The 18,983-nt window shown below is 67.4% G+C and carries 18 protein-coding genes and 2 pseudogenes; 3 read left to right on the top strand and 17 right to left on the bottom strand.

Features of this window, described 5'->3' with window-relative positions; translation table 11 throughout:
- The first annotated feature begins 302 nt into the window (after nt 1-302).
- Together PKB_RS04005 and PKB_RS04000 are read left to right on the top strand one after the other, a co-directional pair.
- Entirely contained in the window at nt 303-782 is a 480-nt protein-coding gene (locus tag PKB_RS04005) for an Lrp/AsnC family transcriptional regulator (RefSeq protein ID WP_043249202.1), read from the top strand.
- Between the two features lie 261 nt (nt 783-1,043).
- Complete coding sequence (locus PKB_RS04000; protein ID WP_043249201.1) at nt 1,044-1,247, top strand: DUF2788 domain-containing protein; 204 nt, start codon at nt 1,044-1,046, stop codon at nt 1,245-1,247.
- Nucleotides 1,248-1,254: 7 nt separating this feature from the next.
- Here PKB_RS04000 and PKB_RS03995 read toward each other — a convergent pair whose 3' ends face one another.
- The gene (locus PKB_RS03995) at nt 1,255-1,815 is read right to left on the bottom strand and encodes a pseudouridine synthase (protein ID WP_043249200.1); all 561 of its coding nucleotides are present in this window, start codon (nt 1,813-1,815) and stop codon (nt 1,255-1,257) included.
- Nucleotides 1,816-1,960: 145 nt separating this feature from the next.
- Between PKB_RS03995 and PKB_RS03990 the strand changes: the two genes are divergently transcribed.
- Nucleotides 1,961-3,025: an MBL fold metallo-hydrolase gene (locus tag PKB_RS03990; protein WP_043249199.1), complete on the top strand. Its 1,065-nt coding sequence runs from the start codon at nt 1,961-1,963 to the stop codon at nt 3,023-3,025.
- Here PKB_RS03990 and deoC read toward each other — a convergent pair.
- The 16 genes and pseudogenes from deoC to PKB_RS03915 form a co-directional block, all read right to left on the bottom strand.
- Entirely contained in the window at nt 3,022-3,795 is a 774-nt protein-coding gene (gene deoC, locus PKB_RS03985; RefSeq protein WP_052355173.1) for a deoxyribose-phosphate aldolase, read from the bottom strand. The genes PKB_RS03990 and deoC overlap by 4 nt on opposite strands.
- 82 nt (nt 3,796-3,877) lie before the next feature.
- Nucleotides 3,878-5,353, bottom strand: coding sequence for an AMP nucleosidase (amn, locus tag PKB_RS03980; protein WP_043249198.1), 1,476 nt, complete (start codon nt 5,351-5,353; stop codon nt 3,878-3,880).
- Nucleotides 5,354-5,493: 140 nt separating this feature from the next.
- On the bottom strand, nt 5,494-7,143 hold the full coding sequence (locus PKB_RS03975; RefSeq protein ID WP_043249197.1) for an acyl-CoA dehydrogenase family protein: 1,650 nt from the start codon (nt 7,141-7,143) through the stop codon (nt 5,494-5,496).
- Nucleotides 7,140-7,787, bottom strand: coding sequence for a TetR/AcrR family transcriptional regulator (locus PKB_RS03970; protein ID WP_043249196.1), 648 nt, complete (start codon nt 7,785-7,787; stop codon nt 7,140-7,142). The genes PKB_RS03975 and PKB_RS03970 overlap by 4 nt, the downstream gene beginning before the upstream one ends.
- A 127-nt stretch (nt 7,788-7,914) precedes the next feature.
- On the bottom strand, nt 7,915-9,144 hold the full coding sequence (locus tag PKB_RS03965; RefSeq protein WP_242411235.1) for an EAL domain-containing response regulator: 1,230 nt from the start codon (nt 9,142-9,144) through the stop codon (nt 7,915-7,917).
- A 5-nt stretch (nt 9,145-9,149) separates the two neighbouring features.
- Complete coding sequence (locus tag PKB_RS03960) at nt 9,150-10,208, bottom strand: protein-glutamate methylesterase/protein-glutamine glutaminase (RefSeq protein WP_043249194.1); 1,059 nt, start codon at nt 10,206-10,208, stop codon at nt 9,150-9,152.
- Nucleotides 10,205-10,711 (bottom strand): chemotaxis protein CheD, encoded by a 507-nt coding sequence (locus tag PKB_RS03955; protein WP_052355172.1) that lies wholly within the window; start codon nt 10,709-10,711, stop codon nt 10,205-10,207. Before PKB_RS03955 ends, PKB_RS03960 begins: the two co-directional genes overlap by 4 nt.
- Nucleotides 10,708-11,547: a CheR family methyltransferase gene (locus PKB_RS03950; RefSeq protein WP_052355171.1), complete on the bottom strand. Its 840-nt coding sequence runs from the start codon at nt 11,545-11,547 to the stop codon at nt 10,708-10,710. The genes PKB_RS03955 and PKB_RS03950 overlap by 4 nt, the downstream gene beginning before the upstream one ends.
- A gap of 10 nt (nt 11,548-11,557) precedes the next feature.
- On the bottom strand, nt 11,558-12,091 hold the full coding sequence (locus tag PKB_RS03945; protein ID WP_043249193.1) for a chemotaxis protein CheW: 534 nt from the start codon (nt 12,089-12,091) through the stop codon (nt 11,558-11,560).
- Nucleotides 12,092-12,100: 9 nt separating this feature from the next.
- A complete protein-coding gene (locus PKB_RS30485) occupies nt 12,101-12,775 on the bottom strand; it encodes a methyl-accepting chemotaxis protein (protein ID WP_479687524.1) in 675 nt (224 codons plus the stop codon).
- A 438-nt stretch (nt 12,776-13,213) separates the two neighbouring features.
- A pseudogene (locus PKB_RS30480) lies at nt 13,214-13,738 on the bottom strand (MCP four helix bundle domain-containing protein); the annotation flags it as partial.
- A gap of 32 nt (nt 13,739-13,770) precedes the next feature.
- Nucleotides 13,771-15,972: a chemotaxis protein CheA gene (locus PKB_RS03935; RefSeq protein WP_052355170.1), complete on the bottom strand. Its 2,202-nt coding sequence runs from the start codon at nt 15,970-15,972 to the stop codon at nt 13,771-13,773.
- Entirely contained in the window at nt 15,969-16,307 is a 339-nt protein-coding gene (locus PKB_RS03930) for an STAS domain-containing protein (RefSeq protein ID WP_052355169.1), read from the bottom strand. Before PKB_RS03930 ends, PKB_RS03935 begins: the two co-directional genes overlap by 4 nt.
- Before the next feature lie 10 nt (nt 16,308-16,317).
- Nucleotides 16,318-16,686 carry a response regulator gene (locus tag PKB_RS03925; protein WP_043249191.1) on the bottom strand — a complete coding sequence of 123 codons (369 nt, stop codon included), beginning with the start codon at nt 16,684-16,686 and terminating at the stop codon, nt 16,318-16,320.
- 26 nt (nt 16,687-16,712) lie between these two features.
- A pseudogene (locus PKB_RS30475) lies at nt 16,713-17,306 on the bottom strand (methyl-accepting chemotaxis protein); the annotation flags it as partial.
- 733 nt (nt 17,307-18,039) lie between these two features.
- Nucleotides 18,040-18,681: a response regulator gene (locus PKB_RS03915; protein WP_043249190.1), complete on the bottom strand. Its 642-nt coding sequence runs from the start codon at nt 18,679-18,681 to the stop codon at nt 18,040-18,042.
- Nucleotides 18,682-18,983 lie beyond the last annotated feature (302 nt).

Genomic DNA, 18,983 nt, shown 5'->3' with positions numbered 1-18,983 from the left:
CATTGACCTCCCTTCGGGAAACTCGTCCTGGCTCGTCGCTGTTGGCGCCGGCTCACCTCGCTCCACCTTCTGGGTAGTGCGTAGCCCGGTGGCGGGGGCGCCCCTGTGGGGTCGGCGGGCCGCGATCCGCCTGATTGGGTGGATCGCCGTGGACGTGCTGTCCGGGCCGTGATTCTTGGGAGAGATCTTACGGGCCCAACGCTGCAGGAGGATTGCGAAGATTGCTCACATACAAGGCTATTGCGCAATAAATCTTCACAAATGTATAAGTCTTGGCAATCTGTTTAAAAAACGAGGCCACCATGAACAAGCTGGACCGCTACGACCTGCGCATCCTCGCCGAATTGCAGCGCGACGCGCGCATCTCCAACCAGGAGCTGGCCGAGCGCATCGGCCTTTCACCCTCGCCTTGCTCGCGGCGGGTCAAGCAGCTGGAGGACGACGGCTACATCCTGCGCCAGGTCGCCCTGCTCGACAGCAAGAAGCTCGGCCTGAGCCTCACCGCCTTCGTGCTGATCGGCATGGACCGCCACACCCCGGAGCGCTTCGAGCATTTCCAGTCGATCATCGGCAAGTGCCCGGAGGTGCTGGAGTGCAGCCTGGTCACCGGGATGGACGCCGACTACCAGCTGAAGGTGATGGTGCCGGACATGGAGCACTACCAGCACTTCCTGCTCGGCACCCTGACCCGCATCGAGGGCGTGACCAGCGTTCGTTCCAGCTTCGTGCTGCGCAACATCATGGCCAGCACCGAGTTGCCGCTGGAGCACCTGCGCAGCTGAACGAAACGCTCCTACCGCCGCAAACCTGCGACAAAACCGCACACCTTGCGTCCTGCCGACGCGGCGTGGCGCTCGAATAATTCGCGCCAGGACCGCTGTCACGCGACTTCCTGCGCCGTGCGCGCCAGCCGACGGGAAGATTTGCTCAATTTCCGAGCAACCTGATCAACAAACAGCCAGATGCGTATAATGCCGGCCTTCATCGCCCCGCCGGCCCGCCCGGCGACCCACTGGCAATGCCCGCGCCGGGCAGGAGCAGCAATGAACGAGAGTTTCGAAGACTGGATGATGTACGGGCTGGTCAGCGCCCTGATCCTGTTCATGGCCTTCATCGTCTGGGACCTGGCCAAGAAGTCCAAGGCCGGCCGCATGGGGACCCTGGTGCTGTTCTTCGCGCTCGGTCTCGGCGTCTTCGGCTTCCTGGTGAAATCCTTCGTGGTCGCCGGCCTGGAAGGCGGTTTCTGATCCAGCCCTAGGGCTGCACCTCGCGCCACTCGCCAGGCTGCAGCCCGTCCAGCGCCCAGGGGCCGATGCGCACACGCACCAGGCGCAGGGTCGGCAGGCCCACCGCGGCGGTCATGCGCCGCACCTGGCGGTTGCGTCCCTCGCGGATCACCAGTTCCAGCCAGGCGGTCGGAATCGACTTGCGGAATCGCACTGGCGGCACCCTCTCCCACAGCTGCGGCTCATCGAGCCGGCGCGCCTCGGCCGGCAGGGTCGGGCCGTCGTTCAGTTCGACGCCCTCGCGCAGGCGCTGCAGCTGTTCGTCACTCGGTTCACCTTCCACTTGCACCCAGTAGGTCTTCGGCAGCTTGTGCTTGGGATCGGCGATGCGCGCCTGCAGGCGGCCGTCGTTGGTCAGCAGCAGCAGGCCTTCGCTGTCGCGATCCAGGCGCCCCGCCGGATAGACCCCGGGCACGTCCACGTAGTCCTTGAGTGTCGCCCTGCCCTCGCTGTCGTTGAACTGAGTGAGCACGTCGAACGGCTTGTTCAGCAGGATCAGGCGCGACTGCGCGGGCGGCGCCTTGGGCACGCGACGGGGCGCGGCGGGAGCATGGGGGCGGCGATTGGCGGGACGGGGCGGACGAGGCATGGGCGGGGCCGTGAAGTCGGCGAGGCAGAAGCGTGGCCGAGCATGCTAGGTTGTGGAACGGCCCCCTCGCAAGAGCATCGACCCCATGTCCAGCAACCGACGCGCCCCCTGGCTGATCACCCTGCTGAACCTCGCCGGCCGTCTCGGCGGCGGCTATCGCGGCCCGCAGAGCACGAACTTCGACGGCCTGCGCTTCCGCAACCTCGACGCCAAACCGCACCATGGCTTCGGCGCTTTCCTCAAGTGGCAGTTTGAACGCAGCCGGCAACTGGCCTGGATCGACCAGCCGGGCCCCGAGCAGCGCCCGGAAACACCGGCGCGTGTCAGCGGCGCGGAGCTGCGCGTCACCTACATCAACCACGCCACCCTGCTGATCCAGCACCGCGGCCTGAACATCCTCACCGACCCGCTGTGGTGCGAGCGCACCAGCCCGTTCAGCTTCGTCGGCCCGAAGCGCCACCACCCGCCGGGCCTGGCGCTGGACGAGCTGCCACCGATCAACCTGATCATGGTCAGCCACAACCACTACGACCACCTCGACGTCGGCAGCCTCGACGAACTGGCGCGGCGTTTCCCTGCCGCCAAGGTGGTGACCGGGCTGGGCAACGGCGAGCTGATCCGCGCCTGCGGTTTCGTCGACGTGCAGGAGATCGATTGGTGGCAGAGCGTGCCGCTGCACGACGGCATGTTGCTCACCGGTGTGCCGGCTCAGCACTGGTCCGCGCGCTCGCGCTACGACACCAACCGCACCCTGTGGATGGGTTTCGTCCTTGAATCACCCGACGGTCCGCTGCTGTTCCCCGGCGATACCGGCCTGGGTCCGGAATTCGGGCTGATCCGCGAGCGCTTCGGGCCGATGCGTTTCGCCGCGCTGCCGATCGGCGCCTACGAGCCGCGCTGGTTCATGCGGCATCACCACATGAGTCCGGATGACGCAGTGAAGGCCCACCGCACGCTGGAATCGCGCTGCAGCATGGCCATCCATTTCGGCACCTTCCGCCTGAGCGACGAAGGCCAGTTCACCCCGGTCAGCGACCTGGCCCGCGCACTGGCCGAGCAAGGTGTGGAAAGCCACCTCTTCCGCGCGCCGCAGCCGGGCGAACAGTGGCAGGTGGCGCCCCTGTCGAGCGCCGTGGCGACGCCCGCCTAGGCGGGCTGTTCCGCCTCGCCGAGTGCTTTGAGCAGATCGTCGAGCAACGAGGAGGCGCCGATACGCAGGTGCTGCGGGGTGATCCAGGCATCGCCAAGAATCGATGCGGCCAGGCGCAGATAGACCTCGGCGTCCTCCAGCGTGCGAATCCCGCCGGAAGCCTTGAAGCCAACCTGCCCGCCGCTTTCGGCGATGCATTCGAGCATCACCCGCGCCGCTTCCGGGGTGGCATTCACCGGCACCTTGCCGGTGCTGGTCTTGAGGAAGTCGGCGCCGGCTGCAATGGCCGTCAGGCTGGCCGCGCGAATCAGTTCCGGATCGCCCAGCTCACCGGTTTCGAGAATCACCTTGAGCCGATGGTACGGCCCGCACAGTGCCTTGCACGCGCGGATCAGGGCGTCCGCGCCATCCGCCCGGCCCTCCTTGAGCGCGCGCCAGGGGTAGACCAGGTCGATCTCGTCGGCGCCTTCGGCCAGGGTGCGGCGCACCTCTTCTACCACCTCGTCCGGCCGCCCATCGCCACCGGGGAAGTTGCACACGCTGGCGACCTTCACCGCGCGTCCGCCGAAGCCGGTGAGCGTGCGCCGGGCGACGTGCACGAAGCGCGGCGCCACGCACACTGCAGCCACCTCGCCGAAAGGGGTCATGGCCTGGCGGCTGAGCTGGACGATATGCGGCATGTCGTCGGTGGCATTCAGCGAAGTGAGGTCGAGCAGCGACAGGACTCGTGCGGCACGTTTGGCGCGGCTGGGCAGTTGCGGTTCGGTCATGGCGTCCTCCGGATCGGCTTTTGGTCATCCTGCCACGGCCGATTTCCGCGCGAGCGGCTATCGGCCGTGGCCTTGCGCTGGATCAGCGGAACGGCGGCTCGTCGAAGCTGCGCAGCTTGCGCGAGTGCAGCGAGTTGAGCTGGGTGCGCAGCAGGTCGACGGCGGCGATGCCGATCGCCAGGTGCTGGCTCACCGCGCGCTGGTAGAAGGACGTCGCCGCGCCGGGCAGCTTGATCTCGCTGTGCAGCGGCTTGTCCGACACGCACAGCAGCGTGCCGTATGGCACCCGCAAGCGGTAACCCTGGGCGGCGATGGTGCCGCTCTCCATGTCCACCGCCACCGCCCGCGCCAGGTTGATCAGCGGGCGCTCCTGGGCCCAGTGCAGCTCCCAGTTGCGGTCGTCGTAGGTCAGCACGGTGCCGGTGCGCAGGCGCCGCTTCAGGGACTCGCCACGCTCGCCGGTGACCAGCGCCGCGGCCTCCTGCAGGGCTACCTGCACTTCGGCCAGGGCCGGCACCGGAATGTGCGGCGGCAGCACGCGGTCGAGGATGCCGTCGCGGCGCATGTAGGCGTGGGCCAGCACGTAGTCGCCGATGGTCTGCGACTGCCGCAGGCCGCCGCAGTGGCCAATCATCAGCCAGCAGTGCGGCCGCAGCACGGCCAGGTGGTCGGTGATGTTCTTCGCGTTGGACGGGCCGACGCCGATGTTGACCAGGGTGACGCCGTCGCCGTCGCTGGCGATCAGGTGGTAGGCCGGCATCTGGAAACGATGCCATTCGACGCTGGCGATGATGGCGTTGGCCTCGCCTTCGTCCATGCCGCGTTCGATGATCACGTTGCCCGGCAGCACCATGCGCACGAAGCGCGGGTCGTCGCGCAGGCGCTCGAGGCCGGTGTGGATGAACTGATCGACGTAGCGGTGGTAGTTGGTCAGCAGGATCCACGGCTGTACGTGGCGCCAGTCGCTGCCGGTGTAGTGCACCAGGCGGCGCAGCGAGAAGTCGGTGCGGGCGGCGTCGAACAGCGCCAGCGGCATGGGGTCGGCGGTCTCCCACTGGTAGAGGCCGTCGGCGATGCTGTCGGAGGTGGCCGACAGGTCGGTGCTGGGGAACACCCGCGCCAGCTCCGCGGCGGTCACGCCGGAACCGGCCAGCTCGTCGCCCTGCTCCACCACATAGGGATAGGGGATGTTCTGCTCGCTGGGGCCGACCTCGATGCGCACGGTGAAATCTTCCATCAGCGGCCGCAGCTGCTCCAGCAGGTACTTACGGAAGGCATCGGGCTGGGTGATGGTGACGGCGTAGGTGCCCGGCGTCTGCACCTTGGCGTAGGCGCGGGTGGTCGAGGGCACTTCGCCCTGGCACAGGTAGGTCAGACGCAGCAGCGGGTAACGGAACAGCGCGCGCTCTTCGGCGGCAGGCTGCTCACGGGTTTTCAGGTAGCGCCGCAGGGCTTGGCTCAGCGCCCCGGTGGCGCGCTGGTGCAGCTCGGCCAGGTGGTCGACCGCCTCTTCGGCGGTGTGGGCGACGACGAAGGTATTGCCGTTCTCGGCATTCATGATGGGCTTCCTGTCTGGACGATCGGTTCCATCTTGCCTGCTTCCGCGCAGGAAAGGGATGACAGCGTTCGCTGTTGGTCGGCCAATCGACAGGAAGAGTTCCCGCCGCCGGGAGCCTCGCGGCTCCCGGCCGGTCGGAGTCAGGCCAGGTGCGGCGTCGAGCGCGCCAGCAGGGCCTCGGCGTCGGTGCCGCGCGGCAGGGTGCCGTAGACGCGACCGCCGCCGCCCAGGCGGCTGCCGATGAAGGCGTCGGCGACGGTGGCGTTGCCGGCTTCCAGCAGCAACTTGGCTTGCAGCGCCACGGCGACGTCTTCGGTGAGCTGGCGGGCGCGGAACTGGATGTCGGCGGTATCGGCGAAGGACGCTTTCAGTTTGCCGATGAACGCGCCCAATCGTGCATCGCCGTGGCCGTCGCCCAGTTCAGTGAAGAGAGCGTCGAGCACGCCCGGCTCCTTCGACAGGGCGCGCAGCACGTCCAGGCACTGCACGTTGCCGGAACCTTCCCAAGTGGAGTTGACCGGTGCTTCGCGGTACAGGCGCGGCAGGATGGTGTCTTCGACGTAGCCGGCGCCGCCCAGGCATTCGGCGGCCTCGTTGATCATCGCGGGGGCGCGCTTGCAGATCCAGTACTTGCCCACGGCGGTGACCAGGCGGGCGAACTTGTCTTCCTGCTCGTCATGCAGGTGGTCCAGCGCGCGGCCCATGCGCATGGTCAGCGCCAGCGCGGCTTCGCTTTCCAGCGCGAGGTCGGCCAGCACGTTCTGCATCAGCGGCTGCTCGGCCAGCACGCGGCCGCCGACCTGGCGGTAAGCGCAGTGGTGCGCGGCCTGGGTCAGCGCCTGGCGCATCAGCGAGCTGGAGCCGACCATGCAGTCGAAACGGGTCAGCGAGACCATCTCGATGATGGTCGGCACGCCGCGCCCTTCCTCGCCGATCATCCAGGCGAAGGCGCCGCGGTACTCGACCTCGCTGGAGGCGTTCGACCAGTTGCCCAGCTTGTTCTTCAGGCGCTGCACGTAGAACTCGTTGCGCGTGCCGTCCGGACGGTGGCGCGGCAGCAGGAAGCAGGAGAGGCCCTTGTCGGTGTAGGCCAGGGTGAGGAAGGCGTCGCACATCGGCGCCGAGCAGAACCACTTGTGGCCGACCAGCTCGTAGGCCTGGCCCGGGCCGGGGATGCCGACCGGGTAGGCGCGCGTGGTGTTGGCGCGCACGTCGGTGCCGCCCTGCTTCTCGGTCATCGCCATGCCGATGGTTGCGCCGCTCTTCTGCTCGATCGGCAGGTTGCGCGGGTCGTACTCGGTGGCAAGGATCTTCGGCAGCCACTTCTCGGCCACGTCCGGTTGCAGGCGCAGCGCCGGCACGCTGGCGAAGGTCATGGTCAGCGGACAGCCGCTGCCGGCCTCGGCCTGGCTGTGCAGGTAGCTCATGCCGGCGCGGGCGACGTTGGCGCCGGCGCGCGGGTCGGTCCAGGGCAGCGACGGGATGCCGTGGGCGATGGCCGTGCTCATCAGCTCGTGGTAGGCCGGGTGGAATTCCACCAGGTCGATGCGGTGGCCGTAGCGGTCGTGGCTCTTGAATACCGGCTTGTTTTCGTTGGCCAGGAAGCCCGCGGCCATCAGCGGACCACCAGCCAGCGCGCCGTAGGTGTCGAGGCGCTGCTCGGCCCAGCCGCCGTCGTAGCGGCGCACCCACTCCTGCAATGGCAGGTCGACGCGGTACAGGTTGGCACCGTCCAGCGGCGGTACCTGGTTGGTCACTTCGTGGGTTTCGGCGTACGGGTGCAGGTTCATCGCTCATCCTCCGGCAGGGGCGCGCCGACGGCGCGCAGGCAGAATTGCACGAGGGCCTGGCTGACTTGCTCCAGGCTCAGGCTGGGGTGCCCGGCATCGCGGGCGGCACGGGCCGGCGGCGACAGCGGGCCGACCAGGGATTCGGCGATCGCGCCGACCACGCAGGCGGCGACCAGCGACGGCGGGCCAGGGCGGAAATGTCCCTGGCGGGTGCCGTCTTCGAGCAGTTCGACGAACAACTCGGCGTAGGCTTCGCGGTAGAGCAGGCGCTGCTCGTCGACCTCCGGCTCGACCGGCTCGGCGATCAGCGCGAATGCCAGCCGACGGCTGTCCCAGGCGCGCCGGGCGAACTGCAGCAGCCCTTGGGTAAGGCGTTCGGCGGGCGCGCCGGCGCCGCGCAGGACCAGGGCCAGGGCGTCCACTTCGCGCTGGCTGGCGCGGGCGAAGACCTCGGCGGCCAACTCACCCTTGCCACGGAAATAGCGATAGAGGCTGCCGGTGGCGATGCCCGCCTCCTCCGCCAGCCCCTGCATGGTCAGCGCAGCGAACCCGCCCTCGGCAACGCGCGCCAGGGCCAGTTGGAGGATGCGTTCGCGCTGTTCGCCGTCCTTCTGCAGACGAGCTTCGGTCAGTCGGTAGGCCATGCTCTGAATCCGGATTCACATCTTTGAAGCAGTGAATCACGGTTCATAGCTTGACCATAGGGGGAAATTCGCCAGCGGCGCGGCCAATTCGGCCAGAGTCCGACCGAATCGCCCTGGCGTCGTCCGCTCAAGCGATGTGGCTCAGGCGCACCGCGTGTTCATCCCACCAGCCCAGCAGCTGCCAACCGGGCATCGGCCGCGCCAGCAGGTAGCCCTGGGCCTCGTCGCAACCCAGGTTGCGCAGCAGCATCCAGTCGTCCTCGGTCTCCACGCCTTCGGCGACCACCCGCAGGTTGAACTTGCGGGCGATGTCCAGCGCGCTTTCCAGCAGCACGCGCAGGTGCGTGCTCTGGCACGCGCCATTGACGAAGGCGCGGTCCACCTTGAGCTCGGTGCAGGGCACGCGGGACAGCTGGAGCATGCAGGAGAAGCCGGTGCCGTAGTCGTCCACCGACAGGCCGAAGCCCTTCAGGCGCAGGCGCGCCAGGGTGCCGAGGGTAGTGCTGAGGTCGGTCATGATCGCGCTTTCGGTGATTTCCAGGATCACCCGGCAGGGTGGGATGCCGCTGGCGCTCACGCGGTCGATGATGGCGTCGGCCAGCAACGAGTCGGCGAGCGAGCGCGCCGAGACGTTGATCGACACGCTCAGCTCCAGGCCCGCGGCCTGCCAGACCAGGCAATGGCGCAGGGACTGGTCGAGCATCTGCAGGGTCAGTTCGGAGATGAACTGGCTGCGCTCGACCAGCTCCATGAAACGCCCCGGCGGCAGCATGCCGTATACGGGGTGGTTCCAGCGCACCAGAGCCTCGACCCCTTTCAGGCGGCCGTCCTGCAGGGCGATCTTGGGCTGGAAGTAGGCCTCGAACTCGCGATTGCGCACGGCACGCTGCACGTCGCGCACGCTGAGTTCGGGGCCGCTGTCGTATTGCTCCTCGCCCTCGCTGCGCAACTGCACCGCCGAGTAGCGGCTCAGGCTGGAGACCAGCTGGTCGCGCAGCACCGGCTTGCGCAGCACGCCGAGCAGGCGCAGGCCGAGGCTCTTGCCGAGGCTCTCGACCACGTTGAGCAGGGTGTTCTCGCGGGCGCTGGCGACTATCACCGCCGGGTCCAGGCCGAGGTTCGCCAGCTCGTGGAGCACCTGCACGCCGTCCATGTGGGGCATTTCCAGGTCGAGGATGATCGCCTCGATCTGCGGTTGGCTCTTCAGCAGCTCGATCGCACGGCGGCCGTCCTCGGCATGCAGGATGCCGCGGATGCCGAAATCGCGGCACAGCTCGGCCATGAAGTGCCGCTGTATCTCGCTGTCGTCGATGATCAGCACATGCTCTGGAAGTCTGTCCGGTATCAATTCCTTCACCTCGCTCAACGCCACTCCGTGACCACCTGGGCAATCCGCTCCAGGCTCACGACCTGGTCCACCCCGCCCAGCCTGATGGCTTCCTTGGGCATACCGAACACCACGCAACTGTCTTCGTCCTGGGCGCAGGTCCGCGCGCCCGCCTCATGCATTTCCTTCAGCCCGCGCGCGCCGTCGTCGCCCATGCCGGTCATGATCACGCCCAGGGCGTTGCGACCGGCATGCACGGCGGCGGAGCGGAACAGCACATCCACCGATGGCCGATGCCGGCTGACCAGCGGGCCGTCGCGCACCTCGACCAGGTACTGCGCGCCGCTGCGGCGCACCAGCAGGTGCCGGCCACCGGGGGCGATCAGCGCGCGGCCGGGCAGGATGCGGTCGCCATCCTGTGCCTCACGTACTTCGATCGCGCATAACGAGTCCAGGCGCTGGGCGAAGCTGCGGGTGAACTTCTCCGGCATGTGCTGGACGATGGCGATGCCCGGGGCGTTCAGCGGCAGCTGGCAGAGCACATGCTCCAGCGCCTGGGTGCCGCCGGTGGACGTGCCCATCACCACGATGCGCTCGGTAGTGCGCTGGTTGAGCAGCGCATTACCTGGCAGGCTGAGCAGCGCATCGGCGCTGCGTTTGAATTCCGGCGCCGGCATCGGCGCCGATGGCCGCGCCCGCGCACGGGCCGCGGTGCGGATCGCGCCCACCAGTTCCTGCACGCTGGCCTGGAGAAAGTCGCGCAGGCCGGAGGTCGGCTTGCAGATGACCTCTACCGCTCCGGCCGCCAGGGCCTGCAGGGTGATGTCGGCGCCCTTCTCGGTGAGGGTCGAGCAGATCACCACCGGCGTCGGCCGCGTGGACATGATCTGGCGCAGGAAGGTGATACCGTCCATGCGCGGCATCTCGACGTCGAGGAGGATCACGTCCGGCCAGGCGCGCTCCATCTTCTGCAATGCCAGCAGCGGGTCCATGGCCGCGCCTATCACCTCGATGTCGGCATAGCCCTGGAGCATCTGCTGCATCACTTCGCGCATCACCGCCGAGTCGTCGACGATCATGACCTTGATGCTCATTTACCGGCTCCCTCCTTCGCGCGAACCGTCAGGGCGCCGCCACGGCGCACCCAGACCGCGCCAGTGGCGAGGTCGAAGCGCAGGTAGCGGCAGCCCTCGCCGCCCAGGTCGCGCCCGACCACCTTCACGCCCGCTTCGGCCAGCAACTGCTCGACGAAGACGATGTTCTGCCGCCCGATGTCGGTCGAGCGCTGGCTGGCCGCGCCGGTCAGGCTGCGCGCGCCGCCGAACAGCTTGACCTCGGCCTCTTCCATGCGCAGCGCCTGGACCCGCGCCTGCTGCTTGAGCCAGACCCAGGCGTCGTACCCATAGCGGCCATCCAGCTGGCGGGCGTGCTCGGCCACCCGCCGCGACCCCGGCAGCTGGAAGTGGCAGATGCCACCCATGCGGGCCGAGGGGAACCAGACGACGATGGCGATGCACGGCCCCAGCAGGGTCTCGACGAAGCCCTCGCCGCCGCCGAAGTACCAGCCGCCGGGATTGAGGAAGCACTTCGAACTCATCGGCCCACCTTGCGGTAGATCGACGAGCTCACCAGCTCCAGGGGCAGCGCGGTGTCGTGCAGCGCCTCGGAGTGGCCGACCATCAGCCAGCCGCCCGGCTTGAGGCGATCCACCACGCTCTTCAGCACCTTGAGCTTGGTCGGCACGTCGAAATAGATCAGCACGTTGCGCAGCAGGATCAGGTCGAACTGGCCCAGCTCGGGGTTCTCGTCGATCAGGTTCGCGTAGCGGAAGTCGACCCGCTCGCGCAGCACGCGCTCCACCAGGAAGTGCCCTTCGTAGCGGTCGCGGCCCTTCAGGCAATAGCGCTTGAGCAGCTCCAGCGGAATCCGCTCGCCGCGCGCCATCACGTAGAGACCGCGACGGGCGCTGTGCAGCACCTGCTGGCTGACATCGGTGGCGACGATGCTCCAGGGCAACTGCGCACGCTCGCGGTCGAGCAGCATGGCCAGGGTGTAGGCCTCCTCGCCGGTGGAGCTGGCGGCGCTCCAGGCGCGGAACTCATCCTGCGCCCGCAGCTGCGGCAGGATGCGCTGGCTGAGGAACTCGAAGTGCTTGGGCTCGCGGAAGAAATAGGTCTCGTGGGTGGTGATCAGGTCGATCGCCACCTCCAGCTCGGCGCGCCCCTGCGGGGACACCAGCAGCTGGTAGTAGGCCTGGTAGCTGGATAGCTGCAGGGCGATCAGGCGCTTGGCCAGGCGGCCGCAGATCAGCGACTTCTTCACCGGCTGCAGCTGCAGTCCGACGCGCTCGTAGAACAACCCCTGCAGCTGGCGGAACTCCAGCTCGCTCAGCGGGATATCGAGGCCCGATGCCGGTGCTGCGGCGCACTCCATCCTGGATTCCTCAGAGGCCACTTTGATCGAGCGCGCCGACCAGCTCCGCCAGCTCGTCGAGCGACAGGACCTGGGGAATGTTCAGCACCACGATGAACTGATCGTTCTGCTTGAGGATGCCGGAGATGAAGTCGGCGCGGATGCGCGCGCCGAAGGCCGGACGCGCCTCCAGCTGATCGGCATCCACCGCGAGCACCTCGTTCACCGCATCGACGATCACGCCAAGCAGTTGCAGGCCGTCGCCCAGCGCCACCTCGACGATGACGATGCAGGTACGCCGGGCGATCACCGTGTGCTCGCGACCGAAGCGCACCGCCAGGTCGATGACCGGTACCACGGCGCCGCGCAGGTTGATGACCCCGCGCAGGAAGGGGGGCATCAGCGGGATGCGCGTCAGGCCGCCGAATTCGATGATCTCGCGGATGTGCTCGATCGGCAGGGCGAACAGCTCATCACCCAGGGACAGGGTGAGGAACTGCTGCGCCGGCGAGGACTCGACCTGCACCAGGTCCTGGGCCCTGGTGCGGACGGGCAGATTGCTCATCGCAGCCTCCTAGAAACGGCTGAAGGAGGATTCATCGATGGGCTCCTCGTGCAGCTGCCGGCGAGTCTTGGTCGAGTGCAGCGGTCGCGGCGTGCTGGCGCCGCGGGACTCGGCACGCACCGGAGCCGGCGCCGGCTTGCTCGGCAGGCCGCGGTCGCTGATGCGGAAGTACTGGATCATCTCCTGCAACTGCACGGCCTGGCCGCTCATCTCCTCGGAGGTCGAGGACAGCTCCTCGGACGCCGAGGCGTTGACCTGGGTGGTCTGCGCCAGCTGGGTCACCGCCAGGTTGATCTGCTCGAGGCCGGTGTTCTGCTCGCGCGAAGCGGAAGCGATTTCCTGCACCAGGTCGGCGGTCTTGCGGATCGACGGCACCATCTTTTCCAGCAGGGTCCCGGCGCGTTCGGCCAGGGTCACGCTGTCGCCGGCCACCGCGCCGATTTCCTGCGCGGCCACCTGGCTGCGTTCGGCCAGCTTGCGCACTTCCGCCGCCACCACGGCGAAGCCCTTGCCGTGGTCGCCGGCACGCGCCGCTTCGATGGCCGCGTTCAGCGCCAGCAGATTGGTCTGGTAGGCGATGTCGTCGATGATGCCGATCTTGTCGGCGATCTGGCGCATGGCGTCGACCATCGCGCGCACCGCCGAGCCGCCCTCTTCCGCGTCCTTCGACGACTGGCTGGCCATGCTGTCGGTGACCTTGGCATTCTCGCTGTTCTGCGCCACGGTGGCGGCGATCTGCTCCACCGAGGCACTGGTTTCCTCGACGTTGGCCGCCTGCTCGGAAGCGTTCTGGCTCAGCGCCTGGGCGGAAGCGGCAACCTGCTCGGAAGCCGAGGCCAGGGAGTCGGCGGTGATGCGCACGTCGCCCATGATGCCGCGCAGCTTGAGCACCATCTGTTGCAGGTTCGCCAGCATGCTCTGCTGGTCGCCGTTGCGCAGTGGGATGTCCACGGTCAGGTCGCCACCGGCAACACGCTGCAGGTATTCGGCGGCCTCGCGGGGCTCGCCGCCGAGCTGGCGCAACAGGCTGCGGGTGATCAGAGTGCAGAGCACGGCGGCGAGGATCAGGCCGGCGACGATGCAGCCGGTGACCAGGCTGAAGATGGTCCAGTAGCGGTCGTTGGCGAGGTCGTACTGCTGCTTGGCGACGCGCAGCTGCAAGTCGACCAGTTGGCCGAAGCGCGCCGACACCGGATCGATCTTCTGGTACAGCTGCTCCTTGATGAACTGCTCGAGTCCCGCCTGGTCGTGAGCGGAAAGCACCTGCACGAGCGTGCCCACCGACTGGTCGGCGTCCCTGAGCAGCGGTCGCAGTTCCTCCACCAGGGCCTGCTCCTCGTGCACCATCGAGGTCGCGGTGTAGCGCTGCCAGGCGTCGCGCACGTCGGCCTGGGCCTGTTCCACGTTGCGCCGCCCCTCTTCCCAACCAAGGTTTCCGATGCGCACCTTGTGCGAGGTGTCGACTATGTTCACGGCGTAGCGGTCGGCGATCAGCTTCAGGTCGCGCAATGGCACCACGCGGTCGTTGTAGACGGTCTCCAGCCCCTGGTTGGTGGCGCGCATGCCGAATATGCCCAGCAGGCCGAGGCACACCATGCAGCAGATCAGCACCCCCGCGAGCAGGAAGAGGCGAGTCCCCACTTTCATCTTGTCGAACATTGTCTTCTCTCCCGTGATTTCTAATCGGCCAGGCTTCCCGCGGCAGGACGCATCGCGTCTGCCGGCGGAAGCCTGGCCAGTTGTTCAGCTGCTTCGCTGGCACGCTGTATCAGATGGGGTACGTCGAGGATCAGCGCCACGCTCCCGTCGCCGAGGATGGTGGAGCCGCTGAGTACCCTGTTCATGGCGAATATGTGGCCCAGCGGCTTGATCACCGCCTGGAACTCGCCGCCGAGCTGGTCGACCACCAGCCCCGCGCGCTCCTGGCCGAACTGCAGGACCACCAGGCTCTCGCGCTGGCCCAGGCTCGGCGCCAGGCCGAAGAGTTCGCCTAGGCGCACGAACGGCAACGGCTCGCCGCGAAGGTTGAGCAGGTCGTGCTGGCCGCTCTGCCGGCCGAGGTCGACGCACTCCACCACCAGGTCCAGGGGCAGCACGAAGGATTCGCCGGCGACCCGCACGAGGAAGCCGTCGATGATCGCCAGGGTCAGCGGCAGGCGGATGCGCACCGTGGTGCCACAGCCGAATTCGCTGAGTACCTCGACTTCGCCGCGCAGCTGCTCGATGTTGCGTCGCACCACATCCATGCCCACGCCGCGGCCGGAAAGGTTGGTCACCGCGGCGGCGGTGGAGAAGCCGGGCTCGAAGATCAGCTGGAAGATTTCCCGCTCGCTGAGCACCTGCTCCGGCTGTACCAGCCCTTTCTCGATGGCCTTGGCGAGGATGCGTTCGCGGTCCAGGCCGCGGCCGTCGTCGCCGACCTCGATGACGATGCTGCCCGACTCGTGGAAGGCGTTCAGGCGCAGGGTGCCGCTGGCCGGCTTGCCATTGGCCAGGCGCTGTTCCGAGGGTTCGATGCCGTGGTCCATGGCGTTGCGCACGATGTGCATGAGCGGGTCGGCGAGCTTCTCGACCATGGACTTGTCCAGTTCGGTCTCGGCGCCGGTGACCAGCAGTTCGATGTCCTTGCCCAGCTCCTTGCTGATATCGCGAACCACCCGCGGGAAGCGCTGGAACACCTCGCCGATGGCGACCATGCGCAGCGACAGCGAGGCATCGCGGATGCGCTCCACCAGCGAGGTCACTTCCTCGTTGGCCTCGGCCATGGCGCCGGTGTCGCCCTGGCGCAGCGACAGGCTGGCGGCGGCGCCGGCGATCACCAGTTCGCCGACCAGGTTGATCAGGGTATCGAGCTTGCCCACCTCGACCTTGATGAATACCTGCTCGTGGGCGCGGCGCTCCTCGACCTGTTTCTGCTTGTTCAGCGCGGCGTTGATCACCGGCGGTGCGACCAGTTGCTCGGCCACCAGCAGGCTGCCCAGCGGCGGCGCCGGCTGCTGCGCCTCGCTCTGCTGCTCGAGCACGCGTTGCAGCTCGTGGGGCGTCAGTGCGCCGCACTTGACCAGGATCTCGCCCAGGCGCGCGGGCGTCTCCGGTAGGCTGCCGATCAGCTGGGTGTAGGTCTGGATGGCGCTGTGCGGGGCGATGATGTGCAGGTGGCAATCGTCGCGGATGAATTCGAAGGCGTCCTCGATTTCCTGGCGGCTGGCCGTCGAGTCGAACTCGATCTCGTAGCCGAGGTAGCAGACCTCGGCATCGAAGTCCTCGGCCGGCGGCAGCGCCTCGGTCAGGGTGTGCAGGTAGACGATCTTGCCGAGCTTCTGCAGGTAGCGCAGGAAGGACAGCGGGTCGAGGCCGTTGCGCAGCACGTCGCCGGCCGGGCGCAGGGAAATGTGCCAGAGCCCGCTGGAAACGCTGTCGCTCTCCAGCACGTCGACGCGGCCCTGGCTGACCACCTCGGCCAGCGCGACCGGCGCTGCGGCCGCCGCAGGTGCGCTCAGGTAGCGCTCCAGGCTCGCCAGCAACAGCGCGCGCAGCTCGGGAGCGGGGTCGGTTTCGTCTTCGCCGCGATCCACGGCGTCCAGCAGGCTGCCGATGTAGTCGCCGCAGTCGAGCAGCAGCGAGAGCATCGGGCCGTCCAGCTCGACTTCGTCGTTGCGCACCTGGTCGAGCAGGCTTTCCACCCCGTGGGTGAAGCTGACCAGCAGCTGCAGGCCGAACAGGCCGGCCGAGCCCTTGATGGTGTGTGCCGCGCGGAAGATGGCGTTGACGTGGTCGGCGCTGTAGCCGCTGGCTTCGATCTCCAGCAGCGCCTCTTCCATCGCCACCAACAGTTCGCGGCCCTCTTGCACGAGGGCGCCACGGGCCTGGTCGAGGTTCATGCCGAAGCCCTCCCGTGGTCGGCCGGCAGCACCAGCGGATCGCCCAGTTCCATGCCCAGGTTGAGCAGTTGGATGACCTCGGCGACGCAGGCCGAGTGGTTCATCAGCGCCAGGCGTTTGTCCTGCCGCCGCGCTTCGCGCTTGAGCAGCAGCAACAGCTGGATGCCGCAGCTGTCGCAGTCGACGACATCCGCCAGGTCCAGCTCCAGGTCGGCGTGCTCGGCCAGGAGCGCGAGCAGTTCGTCGCGCAGGCGGGCACCGTGGAAGATGTTCAGCTCGCCTTCCAGGCGAAAGGCGTTGCCGGGCGCTTCGCCAGCTCTGTGCAGAGTCGCCATGTCAGGTCCTTCAGGGCAGGATCAGCTTGGCCACGGCGTCGAGCAGCACCGGCGGCTGGAACGGCTTGACCACCCAGGCGCGCACGCCGGCGGCCTTGCCCTCGGCCTTCTTCGCCTCGCCGGCCTCGGTGGTCAGCATGATCACCGGGGTGAACTTGTAGGCCGCCAGTTGCTTGGCCGATTTGACGAAGCTGATGCCGTCCATCACCGGCATGTTCACGTCGGAGACGATCAGGTTGATCTTGCGGCCATCGAGCTTGCCCAGCGCATCCTTGCCGTCGCTGGCCTCCAGCACGTCGTAGCCCGCTCCCTTTAGGGCGATGCTCACCACCTGTCGAAAGCTCGACGAGTCATCCACTACCAGCACGGTCTTGCCCATACGAAGTCTGTCCTGTTCCGGATCGATCAGAAGAAGGTCACCGAGGACTGCTGCGCGGCCGCGACGGGGCTCTGCCCGTGGTGCACGTGCTGCTGTTCCAGGGTCGTGTAGCTGGCTTCCAGCTCGCGCAGCCAGTCGCGGCTGGCGGGCACCGGCGAGTCGCCCAGGCGCTGGCCGAGGCGCGCCATGTCGGCGCCCACGTGGGAAATGATCTGGCTCACGCGGTCCTGGAACTGCAGGTCGACGAGCACGCCGTTGACCGCGTGCTCGACCTCCAGGCTGCTCGCGCTGAGGGTCTGCAGGCGCTGCTCCAGGCTGCTGATGCCGTCGCCCAGCTCGCCGAGCACCTTGCCGACAATGCCTTCGGCCTCCCGCGTGCTGCTGCGACTCTGCTCGGTCATGTTTTCGGCGTGGGCGACCATGGCCTGCATCGACTGCGCCATGATCTGGACCTTCTCGGTGATCTTCGAACCGGTGCTGCCGGACAGCGAGGAGAGCTTGCGCACCTCGTCGGCCACCACCGCGAAACCGCGACCGCTCTCGCCGGCGCGCGCCGCCTCGATGGCTGCATTGAGTGCCAGCAAGTTGGTCTGCGAGGCGATCTTCGCCACGTCCTCGGCCATGCTGTGCAGCTCGCCGACGAAACCTTCCAGCTCACGGATCTCATCGAGGAAGCGCTCGCGCTGGTCGCGGGTCTCGTCCAGGCGCTGCAGCGCCTGCGGCAGCTCGACCTGGGCGCCGCGCAGCACTGCGAAGACGCGGCCGCCGTGATCGGCGCCGCCCAGGTCCAGGGCCTGGCGAATCTGGATGCCGATCTGGGTGAACTTGTCCACCAGCCCGCCGGTGGCCTGGCGCGTCTGCGCCTCGACCAACTCGACGTGCTGCTCCCACAGCGGCAATACGGCGGCGAGCAGCGCACGCAGATCGTTCAGGTCGCGCTCGGTTGTTTCCTGCACGCCAGGAACCGGCTCGATGCCGCGCACCGGCTCGCCACCCAGGCGGACCTGGAGCAGCAGGCCGAACCCGCTGCAGAGCACCACGACACCGATCAGGCCGGCCCACCAGTTGATCGCCAGGACCAGGGGCACGACCGCCAGCAGGACGAAGCCGGCCAGCAGCCAGGCACGCGGCAGGTGGGCGATCAGTCGCTGGTCGGCCATTCTCGAACTCCGGTTCTCTCAGAAGCCTTCGGGAGGTCCGGCCACTCGCACGCAGCCGCAAGCGCCACCCAGTGGTGGCAACAAGCCATCTTTTGATGGGCATGGCGAAGCTTAGGGAAAAAGCCGGCGGGCTCTAATCAGCAAAATAGGAAGGGGGCGTCTCAGTAGATTTCCTTAGGAAAACTCCTGCGGATCACTCGTCCAGCTTGATGATTCCGCGACGCAGCGCATACCGCACCAGCCCCGCCAGATCGCGGATCGCGAGGCGGTCCATGATCTGCGCGCGGTGGGTGTCTACGGTCTTCACGCTGAGATTGAGGATGAACGCGATTTCCTTGTTGCTCTTGCCCTTGGCCAGCCAGTAGAGAACCTCTTTCTGACGACCGGTCAGCAGCTCCACCGGGACCTCGACTGCCGGTCGGGACAGCGCATCGATGACCTGGCCGGCAACGCGCGGGCTGAGGTAGCGATGCCCGCCGATCACCGCCTCGATCGACAGGCGCAGCTCGACCACCGCGGCATCCTTCAGCAGGTAGCCGCTGGCGCCCATCTGCATGGCCTGGACCACGTAGTCGCGGGTGTCGTGCATGGACAGCAGGATGACCGGCAGCTCCGGCCAGCGCGAACGCACCACCGACAGGGCCTCGAGCCCGGAGCAGCGGCGCATGGTGAGATCGAGCAACAGGACATCCGGCGCATGAGCCTCGATCAGTTCCTCGACCTGATCGCCGTCGTTCCCCTCGGCAACGACCTGGTAACCCGCCTCTACCAGCAGCGAACGGATGCCGGCGCGGACCAGCTCATGGTCATCGACCAACACAACCCTAACGGGCATTCTTTCAATTCCTCACGCAAGGCATACCTACCCTTTTTTGTAATAGTCAGCCGCTCCCTGAACTGACCGACGAAGCATGCCGAGGCGTTACTCCAAACCCAGCAAAGCAAAAATGCTGAGGGAGCTCAACGGTAATGGCAATAAGCCATTTACTGAGGAAATCATCCGGTAAATCAGCGACATCCCGACGATCGGTCACCGCAGCGAGCAAACGCGCCACCGCTCCGCGGACGCTGCCGGATTCTTCGGCAATTTGGCAGAAACACCCTGCGCGCGCCCCTGGCGGTACGGCGCGTTTCAGG

The organism is Pseudomonas knackmussii B13, assembly GCF_000689415.1.
GTDB lineage: Bacteria > Pseudomonadota > Gammaproteobacteria > Pseudomonadales > Pseudomonadaceae > Pseudomonas > Pseudomonas knackmussii.
This window is presented reverse-complemented; position numbering and strand designations above follow the sequence as displayed.